Below are 13,112 nucleotides of genomic sequence, written 5' to 3' on the forward strand. Positions count from 1 at the left end.
GCTGCTAATTGCCGATCTCGGTACGGACGGCGTAGAGCTCGGGGAAGAACGTCAGGTCCAAAGCACGTTTGAGGAAGTCCACGCCGGAGGACCCGCCCGTGCCCACTTTGAATCCGATGGTGCGTTGAACGGTCCGTAGGTGGCGGAAACGCCAGGCCTGGAAGTTGTCCTCGATGTCCACAAGGTCCTCGCAGGCCTCATAGAGCCCCCACGGAGTGTCATCGGACTCGTAGATTTTCTGGAAGACGGGGACCAGGCCCTCGTGGAAGGTCCACGGTTCGCTCGTGTCTCTCTCGAGAATGTCGGCGGGGATGTCATAGCCTGCCCGGGACAACACAGCCAGGAAAGCGTCGTACAGCGTAGGTTCTTCCAGGAGCGTGCTGAGTAAGGCATGGGCTTCCGGTTCACTTTCGAAGACCCGCAGCATCCCCCGGTTCTTGTTGCCCAGCAGGAATTCCACTCCGCGGTACTGATACGACTGGAAACCCGATGAACTGCCCAGGAATCCACGGAACTGGGCATATTCGCGCGGGGTCAGGGTGCCCAGGACCGACCATTGCTCGGTCATGGTGCGTTGGATGGCCTTGACGCGCGCAATGCATTTGAGCGCCTTGCCCAGGTTGTCGGCGTCGAAAAGCCGCCGCGCCTCCAGCAGCTCATGGAGCACCAGTTTGAGCCAGAGTTCACTGGTCTGGTGCTGGATGATGAAGAGCAATTCGTCGTGGTGTTCCGGCTCGCTCAAGGGGTGCTGCGAGGTGAGCAGGCGGTCAAGGTCCAAGTATCCGCCATAGGACATGGCGTGCCGGAAATCGGTGCGGACGGAGTCCTCGATGTCGCGGACATTGCGTGGGGGATGGACTGGGGGCTTTTCCATGCAACGAGAATATCATTTGCATGACGAACGTCAAGGGATTGATTTTTCCGGTAGGAGCGTCCGGTCAGGCAGCGTTCCCGTAGGCTGGCTTCAACCGTTGGGGAAGGGGACGCATGAGGATTCCATGGAGGGCACCGTGACACCGGTATCCATCTATCTGGACGTCGACGGCGTGGTGAACCCCTTTAGTCCGATGGGCGCCACAGACTGGGGCAGCGAATGGAGCACCGCCGACGCCGGCATCCTGGAGGTGGCCTTTGCGCCAGAGGCCGTCGCGGAGCTCAACGCCCTCGCCGAACATCCGGCCGCCCGCTTTGTGTGGCTGACGACATGGGAACATTTGGCCCCGGAGTTTCTGTGCCCGGCCATAGGTCTCAACGGCCGCGATTGGCCTGTGTTGTCCAGCCAGGGCTGGGACCAGGGGCCGGAATGGTGGAAGCTGGTGGCCCTGCAAAAGGATCTGGCAGCCAGCGGGAGCCAGCGCTTCGCCTGGGTCGACGACCAGCTCAGCCAGGAGTCCGACGCACGCTCGTGGGCGGAATACCAACAGGACCGTGTGCTGTGCATCTCACCCGATCCCCGCAAGGGGTTGAGCCGCGCCGAACTTGCGGCTGTCCGCAGCTACCTCGGTTGAATCCCGGACCGCAGTCGTTTGGCCCCTCGGTGTATGGCACGTAGGATTCTTAAGGTTTCAAGCCCGCCAGAGTGAATCCCGCAAGCAGGGTCAGTTGAACACTTGCTGAACTATGCTGTGGATGGCAGGTATGGGGAAGTGGAACTGCTGAACGTCGACTCTGCAGATTGGGCAACAGGTGGATATCACCTTCATGGTCGCGCTGGTAATAGCGTTGGCCCTATTCTTTGACTTCACCAACGGCTTTCACGACACAGCCAATGCGATGGCCACGCCTATCGCTACGGGGGCGATCAAGCCCAAAACGGCCGTTGCCTTGGCCGCGGTCCTCAACCTCGTGGGTGCCTTCCTCTCAACGGAAGTGGCCAAGACCATTTCAGGCGGGCTGATCCGGGAAGGTTCCGACGGAATCCACATAACCCCGGACATTATCTTTGCCGGCCTTATGGGCGCAGTCCTGTGGAACATGATCACTTGGCTCAAGGGCCTGCCGTCGAGTTCCTCGCACGCACTCTTCGGCGGGCTTATCGGCGCCGCGGTAGTGGGCATCGGTTTCCACTCCATCAACTTTGAAACAGTTCTGCAGAAGGTCATCCTTCCCGCAGTCTTTGCACCGCTCATTGCCGGTGGCGTGGCGTACATCTGTACCCGGCTGGCCTATGCGCTTACCTCCAGGCACGATCCTGAAACCGGCGACAAGCTCACCCAGAAGCGCGGCGGTTTCCGGACCGGACAGATCTTCACCTCCAGCCTCGTGGCCTTGGCCCACGGTACCAACGACGCCCAGAAGACCATGGGCATCATTACTTTGGTCCTCATCGCGGGCGGAACGCAGGCCCCGGGCAGCGGACCGCAGTTCTGGGTCATCGCAGCATGTGCCTTCGCCATCGCCATCGGTACCTACGCGGGCGGCTGGCGCATCATACGCACCATGGGATCCGGCCTGACGGAGGTCAAGCCTGCCCAGGGGTTCTCCGCAGAAACAAGCACCGCCTCCGCGATCCTCGCCTCTTCGCACCTCGGCTTTGCTCTCTCCACTACCCAGGTTGCCTCGGGTTCAGTGATCGGCTCCGGGCTTGGCCGAAAGGGTACCTCCGTCCGCTGGGGCACAGCCGGCAAGATCGCGTTGGGCTGGCTCTTTACCCTTCCGGCATCCGCCATCGTTGGTGCGCTGACCGCCCTGCTCGTGGGAGCCGGGACCGTGGGCGTCATCATCGCCGCCGTGGTCGGGACGGCAGCAATCCTGTTCATGTTCGTCGTTTCCCGCAAATCGCACGTCGGACACCACAACGCCGTCGAGGTTGAAGAAGCCGGCCACGCCGTCAGGTTCCGCAAGAAGAAGAAGTCACGAAAGACCACCCCGAGCAAGGACGTGCAGCGATGAAATGGTTGGAACTGCTGCAGGTGGCCGGCGTGACGCTGGTAGCCGCCGTGACGCTCGTCGTGCTCTATTCGTTGGGCGTCCGGCTCACTGCGATAGCCGGTGACATCCAGCACAAGTCACCTGTCCTGGTGCGCTCCCTGGCCTACGTTTGCTTTGGCCTCTGCGGCGTCGCCGTGTTGTTCGGCATCTACCTGATTGTTCCGTACTTCGGAAAGTAGCACTGTCTCTGGCAGCAAGGTCCATTCGGGAGAATAATCAGCTGTGTAGCCATGCGTATGGCTGCGTGGTTGTGGTCCGGCAGATATGGGGCTGTCATGATGTGCCCTTCCCGAAGCAGCGTTTTCGGACTGGCGCTGGTGCTGGTGCTGGCCCTTGCAGCGTGCTTGCCGCCCTCTTCCGAGGGGCTGTCACCGCAGCAGGGTTCCAGTGCCCCGGCGGCCAGCACCCCGGGCCCGAACAGTTCCACCATTGGCGCCCCGACGGCGGTCCAGCCAGCCGGTCCGGCCGGCCCCGGAGCCCCGCAGGAAAACGCGCCGGTTGTTCGATGGATTCCCGTAGGCCCGATCGGGCCCAACGACCCCACAGCCGGCCAGCGCTACCTCCTGCTCCAGCAGTTCCAGTGTGACGCCTTGGCCCGAAGCGTGGAGGGCGCCGGGGACGACGCTGTCTGGCTGGCGGGGGCCGCCGTCTGCCGTGCTGTTCTCAGCGGCAAGGCCGAGGATTGGGAAAGGGCATCGAATGCTGTTTCTGCCACCCCACGGATCCCGGAAAACCAGTGCCTCGAGTTCAGGGTCGCGGCCATGTCGGCCATGATGGTGGCCCAACACCGCAGCAGCGCGAACGGCGTTCTCACGGTGGAACCCGGTGTGGGGGAAGCATGTCCCCGCCAACTGCGCGGTTTGACCGTGGTGGACGAGCAGTTCAGGCCCGTGCCGGGAACACCCCGCGCGTCCGGTCCCAGTACCGGGGGCACGATAGTCCGCCTTGACGGCTACTACGTCCGCATTGGCGAGGTCCTGTTCGACGGTGTGCCCGCAGACGCCGAGTTCGTGGGCGACAGGGAAGATTACGGGACAGTGTATTTGCGCATGCCTCCTGCGAATGGACGCGCCTCCATTCGGATTTCAGTGACGGACACTGTGGACATTGCAGGGGCAGCCACTTTCTTCTATGACAACACCGCATCGCCTTCCGGTACGGCGGGAACCGGTACCCCGGCGACAGGTATACCGGGCCCCTCAAGCCAGCCATCGACGTCGGCTGGTGAATCTTCCTCCACGGCATCACCGTGAGCGACGTCCCCGCGGCCACCGATGGCAGCAGTACCCGCTGGAAGCGGACCCTCGAGGTGCTCTCGGTGGTGGGTCCGCCGCTGACGGTGGTCACGGCCTTGCTGGTCTACTTCGGGTGGGCGCGCACCGATGCCCAAGCCAAGTCCATGGGATTGGACGTCAGCCTGTTTGGCTATACGGTCCAGGACTTCATCTTGAGGAGCATCCAGTCCCTGTTCCAGCCGCTGGCCTGGCTGGCAGTGATCGGCCTGCTCTGGCTCATGCTCGACCGTGCCGTGGCCCACGTCCTTGAATCACCCCGGCACAGGAAGCCGGTGATGGTCTCCGCTACTGTGCTTCTCCTTCTGGGCTTCATCTTTGCCGCCGTCATGTGGATCGTTGTGACGGCCCGCCCTGGACAAAGTGTGCTTTATGCGCCGTTTCTGATCGCGGCCGGACTGGTGGTGGGCTCGTGGGGCCTTGGCGTTCGACGCCGGGCAGCCGGGTTGGCCGTCCAGGGCGGCCAACCCGGTCGGCGGGGAATCGAAGGGTGGCTGGTGTTTGTCCTGGTCACGCTGCTTCTGTTCTGGGGCACGTCCGACTACGCGCAGGCGCTGGGCAGGGGAGCGGCCATCGACTACCAGGAACGTGCCCACCTGCTGCCCACCGCCGTCGTGTACAGCAAAGAGCGGTTGGCCGTCACGGTGCCGAACGTCAAGGAAGAGGCGGCCGGGACGGAAGCAGCTCCGTTGTACCGTTACACCGGTCTTCGCCTGCTGGTAGTCAGCGGTGGACGGATCTTCCTGCTGAATGACGGATGGTCGTTGGAACGGGGACGGGTAGTGGTTCTGCCGGACAACGGCAGCGTCCGCGTGGAGTATGGGAACCCTGCTTCGGACTGACTAGTCTGGGGCCATGTCGACCTTCCAGTACTACGTAGCTTCCACCATCGACGGTTTCATCGCATCACCGGATGACGACCTTGGCTGGCTCATGCAGTTCGAAAGCGTTGACGGCGTGAACGAGGGCATCGAGTCGTTCATGGCCGGCGTTGGCTGCATCGCCATGGGCGGGGACACCTACCGATGGCTCATGGAGCACCAGCCGGACACCTGGCCCTACCCGAACATCCCGTGCTGGGTCTTTACGCACCACGAGTACTCCGCCCCCGCCGGTGCTGACATTGCTTTTGTCCGGGGCGACGTCAGGGAGTTCGCCCCGGACCTGCTCAAGGATGCCGGCCCGAAGAATGTCTGGTTGCTCGGTGGCGGGGAACTCGTGGCACAGTTTGCGGACGCCGGCCTGCTCGAGGAGATCATCGTCACTGTCGTGCCGGTCGTTTTGGGCGCGGGGAAGCCGCTCTTGCCGCTCAAGGGCCCGACGCCGCCCCTTGAGTTGGTCTCGTCCAGGATCCTTGGCGGGGCCGCGGCAGAGTTGCATTACAGGCTGCCGCGACGCCCACGTTGACCGCCGGGTCCACTGCCGGCAGAGCGATTCAGCGGCGGTTGTCCCGGATCATGTTGGTGATGCGGGCAGTAGAGAGCCTGCGGCCCAACTCGTCAGCGATGACAATCTCATGCGTGGCCAACGTGCCGCCGAGGTGGATGGCGGTGCAGGTTCCCGTCACAATGCCCGTTGCCACGGAACGGTGGTGGGTAGCGCCCACTTCGATACCCACAGCGTGGCGCCCCCTGCCCGCGTGCAATGAGGCTGCGAAAGACCCCAGGGTTTCTGCCAGCACAACGTGCGCCCCGCCGTGGAGGATGCCCGCCACCTGCGTGTTGCCCTCAACCGGCATGGTTGCCACCATGCGTTCTGCGCTCATCTCGGTGAAGCGGATTCCCATTTTCACCACGAGCGACCCCACTCCGTGCGCGGAAAGCCAATCGTGGAACTCTTCGGGCACACCGGCCTCGTTCAGTTGGTCCACAAAGCTGTTCGGCGTGAAATTGTCCATCATGCCAACTAGGCTGGCACCTGTGAGTGAAACAACCAAACCGGACCAGATTCCAACGGCCCAGGCTGCTGCAGTTGCCACAGCACCCGCCCCCTCTGCCACAACATCCAGCAGTACCACGGGGGAGGGTCGGCCCAGGTTGCTGGTCCTGGACGGCCACTCCATGGCTTTCCGGGCTTTCTACGCCCTTCCTGCCGAGAATTTCTCGACCGCCCGTGGTCAGCACACCAACGCCGTGCACGGTTTTACGTCCATGCTGATCAACCTGATCAAGGACCAGAAGCCCACCCACGTCGCCGTCGCCTTTGACGTCTCGGACGACACGACCTTCCGGAAGGCGGAGTACAGCGAATACAAGGGCGGCCGCAACGCCACGCCCGCGGAGTTCGCCGGGCAGATCGGCCTCATCGCCCGGGTGATGGAGGCATGGGGCATCAAGACCATCGCCATGCCCGGATACGAAGCTGACGATGTCCTCGCGACCCTTGCTTCGCAGGCCGACGCTGCCGGTTTCGAAGTACTTCTGGTTTCCGGCGACCGGGATGCCTTCCAGCTGATCAACGACAACGTTTTTGTGCTCTACCCCAAGCAAGGTGTCAGCAACATTCCCAAGATGGACGCAGCAGCCATCGAAGAAAAGTACTTCGTCAAGCCCGGCCTGTACTCAGACCTCGCCGCGCTGGTCGGGGAGTCCGCTGACAACCTTCCGGGCGTGCCCGGTGTCGGCCCCAAGACGGCGGCCAAATGGATCAACCTCTACGGAGGCCTTGAAGGAATCCTGGAAAACCTTGATTCCATCGGGGGCAAGGTGGGCGGGGCGCTCAAAGAGAACCTGGAAAACGTCAAGCGCAACCGCCGGCTGAACCAATTGCTCACCGACTTGGACCTTCCGATCACTTTGGAAGACCTCCACGAGCCGCGCCCGGACCGGCAGGCCATCGAGGAACTCTTTGAGGAGCTTGAGTTCCGGACCCTTCGTACGAGGCTGTTCGATCTGTACGGGGATGACACAGCAGGGGCTGCACCCGACACCATCGATGCCCCTGAGTTTGACACGCTCACGGGTTCCCAGGAACTGGAGGCGTTTTTCGCCGCCGGTTCCGGGGTGCGGTCCGCCCTTGCCGTCCAGCTTGTCCCGGGCCGCATCGGCGACGATGCCAGCGCCCTGGCAGTCGTTCGTGCCAACGGGGCAGCCTACATTGAGCTGACCGGCCTGGATGCAGCGGCTGAGGACATACTGGCCCGCTGGCTGCGCGATCCCGAAGAAGCCAAGGTGCTCCACGAGTTCAAATCGGCACTCAAGGCCCTGCACAACCGCGGTCTGGGCCTCGAGGGGGTTGTGGATGACACGTCCATCTCCGGCTACCTGATCCAGCCCGACCGCCGCAGCTACGATCTCGCCGAACTCGCACAAGTACACCTCAAGATCGCCTTGGGCCCTGCGGCCGCCCAGTCCGGACAGCTGGAACTTGACCTGTCCGGTGAAACGGACCAGGCCGCGGCTGCAGCGTTGGTGCAGCATGCCGCCGTCGTGCTGGCCCTCAGCAAACACTTCGAAAAGGAACTGGCGGACCGCAACGCCGATGCCCTCCTGACCACTCTGGAGCTTCCGGTGGCGCGCGTCCTCGCGCAGATGGAACTGACAGGCATCTTCGTCTCCCAGGAGCGGATGGATGAGCAGCTGGCAGATCTGACGAAGGTGATCGAAACTGCCCAGGAGCAGGCTTACGCCGCCATCGGCCATGAGGTCAACCTGGGCTCGCCCAAGCAGCTGCAGACTGTGCTCTTTGAGGAACTGGGACTGCCCAAGACCAAGAAGATCAAGTCCGGTTACACCACCGATGCCGCCTCTCTTAAGGCGTTGCTGGAGAAGACCGGCCACGAATTCCTGGTCCAGCTCATGGCGCACCGGGAGTCCTCCAAGCTGGCCCAGATGGTGGAAACCTTGAAAAAGTCAGTTGCCGACGATGGGCGGATCCACACCACCTACGCGCAGAACATCGCCGCCACGGGCCGTATCTCGTCCAACAACCCAAACCTGCAAAACATCCCCGTCCGCAGCGAAGAAGGCCGACGCGTCCGGGGCATCTTTGTGGTCAGCGAAGGCTATGAGTGCTTGTTGTCCGCTGACTATTCCCAGATCGAAATGCGCATCATGGCGCACCTTTCCGGGGACGAGGCCCTGATCCAGGCGTACCGTGACGGTGAAGACCTGCACCGCTTCGTGGGATCGCGGATCTTCAATGTGGAGCCCGCAGAAGTCACCAGTGCCATGCGTTCCAAGGTGAAGGCGATGTCCTACGGCTTGGCCTATGGGCTCACGTCCTTCGGGCTGTCCAAACAGCTGGAAATCTCCGTGGATGAGGCCCGGACGCTTATGAAGGACTACTTCGACCGCTTCGGTGGCGTACGGGATTACCTGCGGGGCGTCGTGGACCAAGCCAGGACCGATGGCTACACCGCCACCATTGAAGGCCGCCGGCGCTACCTCCCGGACCTGACCAGCACCAACCGCCAGGCCCGCGAAGCAGCCGAGCGGATCGCCTTGAACTCGCCGATCCAGGGCTCCGCCGCGGACCTCATCAAGCGCGCCATGCTGGGCGTTTCAGCCGAGCTCGCCAGCCAGGGACTTCAGTCACGCATGCTGCTGCAGGTCCATGACGAACTCGTCCTGGAAGTGGCTCCTGGAGAGCGGGAGGCGGTGGAGAAGCTGGTCGTCGAGCAGATGGGTTCGGCAGCGGACCTGTCGGTTCCGCTCGATGTCCAGATCGGCGTCGGTTCCAGCTGGTACGAGGCCGGGCACTAGCCTGCGTCACGCAATTCCTTGATCGCTTCGGGGCGCGCCGCCGTGATGGTGGCGCGCCCCCAGGCGTCTGGCTAGGCTCGAAGGCGTGGCTGATTCCAAGGAACACAACACCGCAAAATATTCCGTCCAAAGATTCCCCGTTGTTGCTGATCGCAATGATGCGGCGTATGACCGTTCAACCCGTTGGGTGCAGGCAGTGTCCCACGGGTTCCACCAGCAGCGGCGGGACGACGAGTACCTCGCCAAGACCTTGGCGGCTTACCAAACAGACAAGCGTGAGCTGACCGGGGTCTACGTCACAGGCCAGGTGCCAGAGCATTCGCTCGCTGCCGACGTCCCCGTGGCAACCTACGCCACTATGCGCAAGACGCTGAACATTGGCTTTGGGCGCACGCTCGAGTCCAACCTGATTACGTCCGTGACGGTCCGCGGTACCCACCGACGCAACGGAATCCTGCGGGGAATGATCACCGCGGACTTGGAAGGTGCCAAGGAGGACGGCCTTGCCATGGCGGCACTGACCGCTTCCGAAGGTTCCATTTATGGACGGTTCGGCTTCGGTGTCGCCACCTTTGAACGCAGCATCACGGTGGACATCGGACCGCGCTTCCGGCTCAAGGGGCAGGCTTCGGGGACTGTTGAAGTCGCAGACCCGTCTGTCCTCCTGGACGTGGCGCCGCAGGTCTTTGCCAAGGTCCACCACCTTTCACCCGGATCCGTGGACCGGCAGGAGTATTACAGGCTTGTTGCATCAGGGTCGATCGGCCACGACGGCAAGGCCGATCCCTCAGTCCGCGCGGCACTGCACTACGACCCGTCCGGTACTTTGGACGGCTACGTCTCCTACCGTTTCAAAGGCTGGGACCACAAGCCGTACACCATGGAAATTGTGGATCTCGTGGCGGCAAGCAACGCGGCGTACCTGGACCTCTGGCGCTTCCTGGGAAGCATCGACCTGATCGAGCAAGTGACCTGGCTGGAAGCTCCCGTGGACGATCCTTTGGCGTGGGCGCTCGACGATCCCCGGTGCATCGGGTCCTCTGACGTCCGTGACATGCTGTGGCTCAGGATCCTCGATGCCAAGGCAGCGTTGGAGGCCAGAAGCTTCCCCGTCTCCGACCGCTTGGTAATGCAGGTTACGGACTCCCTGGCTTTGGCGGAGGGCACCTGGGTTCTGGAGTCCGACGGCGGTGCTGCCGCCGTCGTCAATGACGCCACGGGACTGACGCCTGACCTCAGCCTGGACGTGGCCGACCTCGCTTCCATCTACCTGGGCGCGGTATCGCCCGTCACGCTCGCCGCCGCCGGCCGTATCCGCGAGCACACACCAGGATCGGCCTTCCGGGCGCAGCAATTGTTCACAGTGGAACGCCCGGCCCACTGTCTGACACACTTCTAACGGCGGCACGTGTAGTCGGTGCTGCAACACATCAAAATCACATAGCAACAACGTCAGTAAGGACATCCATGGGGGATTCCAAGCGGCGGCCATTGGCCGGCCGGCGATCAGTGCTGCTTGGAATGGCAGGCTTGGCGACAGCTGTTTTGGCCGGATGCGCCGAAGCGGGAAGCGGAAACGTCCCACCGGCACCGGAGCAAGACGTGGCAGCGGAGCACCGGCGGCCTTCAGGACCTGCCACGCCGCCGCCCTCCATCGCCGCCAAGTCCAGCGAGCAGGCCGCAGCCGCACGGGCCCAGCCGACGCCAAGGCCCCTGGTGCTGCCCAGCAAAGGGACAGTCGTGGCGGAGTTCGCGGGCAGGAAACCCCAGGAATGGGGCCTGCATGTCACAGGCGTCGTCAATGACGCTCCTTCCAAGCAGGCCGCGCTGACGTTCGATGCCTGCGGCGGACCGGGTGGTTCGGACTGCGACCACGAACTGCTGCGGACCCTGCGTCGGCTCAACGTTCCAGCGACCCTCTTCGTCAACAGCCGCTGGATCCGTGCCAATCAAGCACTTGCCGCCGAGTTGGCGGCCGATCCGTTGTTCGAACTTGCCAACCACGGCACCTCGCACCTGCCCTTATCCGTGAACGGGAGGTCCGCTTACGGCATCGTCGGAACAGCCAATGTTCCGGCGGCGTATGACGAACTCGCCGGCAACCAGCAATCCATGTTCGACACTTTCGGGAAGACGCCACGGTTCTTCCGACCCGGGACGGCGTTTTACGACGACGTTACGGCAGCCATGACACGCAGGCTCGGAATGTTGCCGGTGAATTTCACGATCAATGGCGACGGCGGAGCAACGTTTCCGGCGGCCACCGTCGCCGCCGAGGTGGGCCGGGTCGGCCCCGGGGATATCGTCATTTCACACTTCAACAAACCGGCGGGTGCGACTGCGGAAGGCTACGCCCGCATCCTCCCACGGCTGCTGGACAAGGGTATTTCCTTTGGCCGTCTCGGGGACATCTTGTAGCCATAGCACTGCTTTTGACCCTTCTTTGCCCTTGCGACTAGAATAAACGGGCGTGTACTACGTGCATGCATCCATTTTGTACTAATCCACAAATCAGGATGACCCGGCTATGTGCCGTGTTCTGCCGTCCGGACCCGGACGGCAGCGGTTTGCCTGACCGACTTACTATCCACAACGGAGCCCCTACTACATGACCATCACCTCCACCGAGAAGCCCGGTACCCCCGTAGTCGCCATTAACGACATCGGTACCGCTGAGGACTTCCTCGCAGCTGTCGACGCCACCATCAAGTACTTCAACGACGGAGACCTCGTCGAAGGTACCGTCGTCAAGGTCGACCGCGACGAAGTTCTGCTCGACATCGGTTACAAGACCGAAGGTGTCATCCCTTCCCGTGAGCTTTCCATCAAGCACGACGTCGACCCCGGCGAAGTTGTTGCTGTTGGCGACCAGGTCGAAGCCCTGGTTCTCACCAAGGAAGACAAAGAAGGCCGTCTGATCCTCTCCAAGAAGCGTGCTCAGTACGAGCGTGCCTGGGGCGACATCGAGAAGGTCAAGGAAGAAGACGGCGTCGTTACCGGTACCGTCATCGAGGTTGTCAAGGGTGGCCTCATCCTGGACATCGGCCTGCGCGGCTTCCTGCCCGCATCCCTCGTCGAGATGCGTCGCGTCCGCGACCTCGCTCCGTACATCGGTCAGCAGATCGAAGCCAAGATCATCGAGCTCGACAAGAACCGCAACAACGTTGTTCTGTCCCGCCGTGCATGGCTCGAGCAGACCCAGTCCGAGGTCCGCTCCACGTTCCTCAACAAGCTGGAAAAGGGCCAGGTCCGCCCCGGTGTTGTTTCCTCCATCGTCAACTTCGGTGCATTCGTGGACCTTGGCGGCGTAGACGGCCTCGTCCACGTTTCCGAGCTCTCCTGGAAGCACATCGACCACCCGTCCGAGGTTGTCGAGGTTGGCCAGGAAGTCACCGTCGAGGTCCTCGAAGTGGATCTGGACCGCGAGCGTGTCTCCCTGTCGCTCAAGGCTACGCAGGAAGACCCGTGGCAGACCTTCGCCCGCACCCACGCCCTCGGTCAGGTTGTTCCGGGTAAGGTCACCAAGCTGGTTCCGTTCGGTGCATTCGTTCGCGTCGAAGACGGCATCGAAGGCCTCGTTCACATCTCCGAGCTGGCTGTCCGCCACGTTGAGCTCGCCGAGCAGGTTGTCTCCGTTGGCGACGAACTGTTCGTCAAGGTCATCGACATCGACCTCGAGCGTCGCCGCATCTCCCTCTCCCTCAAGCAGGCCAACGAGGGCGTTGACGCAGACAGCACCGAGTTCGATCCCGCTCTGTACGGCATGGCCGCTGAGTACGACGAAGAGGGCAACTACAAGTACCCTGAGGGCTTCGACCCCGAGTCGAACGAATGGCTCGAAGGCTACGAAGCACAGCGTGCCGCTTGGGAGCAGCAGTACGCTGACGCCCAGACCCGCTGGGAAGCCCACAAGAAGCAGGTTGCCCAGCACGCTGCCGATGACGCTGCAGCTGCAACGTCCGGTGAAAGCGACTCCGGCGCTACCAGCTACTCCTCGGAGCCTGCTGCTGCTGAGTCGAACGCCGGCACCCTGGCATCCGACGAAGCCCTCGCCGCACTGCGCGAGAAGCTGACCGGCAACTAATTCCGCCTCCCTCACGGGATGTGCTGAATAGCCAACAAAGGACCCCTGCCTTCGGGCAGGGGTCCTTTGTGTTTTTAGCTTTGGGGTCTTTAACTCTTTGGC

12 protein-coding genes are annotated in these 13,112 nt (G+C 62.7%); 10 read left to right on the forward strand and 2 right to left on the reverse strand.

Annotated elements, in window-relative coordinates; all coding sequences use genetic code 11:
* Positions 1–4 precede the first annotated feature (4 nt).
* A complete protein-coding gene (gene kynA, locus FDP28_RS00905; protein ID WP_144658738.1) occupies positions 5–874 on the reverse strand; it encodes a tryptophan 2,3-dioxygenase in 870 nt (289 codons plus the stop codon).
* Positions 875–998: 124 nt separating this feature from the next.
* Here kynA and FDP28_RS00910 point away from each other — a divergent pair, with 124 nt between their 5' ends.
* The 6 genes from FDP28_RS00910 to FDP28_RS00935 all read left to right on the forward strand — a co-directional run bounded on the left by FDP28_RS00910 (position 999) and on the right by FDP28_RS00935 (position 5,630).
* Positions 999–1,508 carry an HAD domain-containing protein gene (locus FDP28_RS00910; protein ID WP_144658739.1) on the forward strand — a complete coding sequence of 170 codons (510 nt, stop codon included), beginning with the start codon at positions 999–1,001 and terminating at the stop codon, positions 1,506–1,508.
* Positions 1,509–1,686: 178 nt separating this feature from the next.
* Positions 1,687–2,892 (forward strand): inorganic phosphate transporter, encoded by a 1,206-nt coding sequence (locus FDP28_RS00915; protein WP_144658740.1) that lies wholly within the window; start codon positions 1,687–1,689, stop codon positions 2,890–2,892.
* Entirely contained in the window at positions 2,889–3,110 is a 222-nt protein-coding gene (locus tag FDP28_RS00920) for a hypothetical protein (RefSeq protein ID WP_144658741.1), read from the forward strand. Before FDP28_RS00915 ends, FDP28_RS00920 begins: the two co-directional genes overlap by 4 nt.
* A gap of 96 nt (positions 3,111–3,206) precedes the next feature.
* Positions 3,207–4,184: a hypothetical protein gene (locus FDP28_RS00925; RefSeq protein WP_144658742.1), complete on the forward strand. Its 978-nt coding sequence runs from the start codon at positions 3,207–3,209 to the stop codon at positions 4,182–4,184.
* Positions 4,181–5,065, forward strand: a complete 885-nt coding sequence (locus FDP28_RS00930) for a hypothetical protein (RefSeq protein ID WP_260842278.1) — start codon at positions 4,181–4,183, stop codon at positions 5,063–5,065. The genes FDP28_RS00925 and FDP28_RS00930 overlap by 4 nt, the downstream gene beginning before the upstream one ends.
* 13 nt (positions 5,066–5,078) lie before the next feature.
* Positions 5,079–5,630, forward strand: a complete 552-nt coding sequence (locus FDP28_RS00935; protein ID WP_144658743.1) for a dihydrofolate reductase family protein — start codon at positions 5,079–5,081, stop codon at positions 5,628–5,630.
* Between the two features lie 28 nt (positions 5,631–5,658).
* Here the strand turns inward: FDP28_RS00935 and FDP28_RS00940 are convergent, their stop codons facing one another.
* A complete protein-coding gene (locus tag FDP28_RS00940) occupies positions 5,659–6,123 on the reverse strand; it encodes a hotdog fold thioesterase (RefSeq protein WP_144658744.1) in 465 nt (154 codons plus the stop codon).
* A gap of 160 nt (positions 6,124–6,283) precedes the next feature.
* On the opposite strand from FDP28_RS00940, the gene polA reads away from it, so the two are divergent.
* From polA to rpsA, 4 genes are all read left to right on the forward strand, one after another.
* The gene (gene polA, locus FDP28_RS00945) at positions 6,284–8,926 is read left to right on the forward strand and encodes a DNA polymerase I (RefSeq protein ID WP_260842299.1); all 2,643 of its coding nucleotides are present in this window, start codon (positions 6,284–6,286) and stop codon (positions 8,924–8,926) included.
* A gap of 85 nt (positions 8,927–9,011) precedes the next feature.
* Positions 9,012–10,325: a GNAT family N-acetyltransferase gene (locus FDP28_RS00950; RefSeq protein WP_144658746.1), complete on the forward strand. Its 1,314-nt coding sequence runs from the start codon at positions 9,012–9,014 to the stop codon at positions 10,323–10,325.
* 68 nt (positions 10,326–10,393) lie between these two features.
* Positions 10,394–11,344: a polysaccharide deacetylase family protein gene (locus tag FDP28_RS00955; RefSeq protein ID WP_144658747.1), complete on the forward strand. Its 951-nt coding sequence runs from the start codon at positions 10,394–10,396 to the stop codon at positions 11,342–11,344.
* Between the two features lie 190 nt (positions 11,345–11,534).
* Entirely contained in the window at positions 11,535–13,010 is a 1,476-nt protein-coding gene (gene rpsA, locus FDP28_RS00960; protein ID WP_144658748.1) for a 30S ribosomal protein S1, read from the forward strand.
* The last annotated feature ends 102 nt before the right edge of the window (positions 13,011–13,112 follow it).

Origin of the sequence: Paenarthrobacter nicotinovorans, from assembly GCF_007670255.1 — a bacterium.
Taxonomy (GTDB): Bacteria; Actinomycetota; Actinomycetes; order Actinomycetales; family Micrococcaceae; genus Arthrobacter; species Arthrobacter nicotinovorans_B.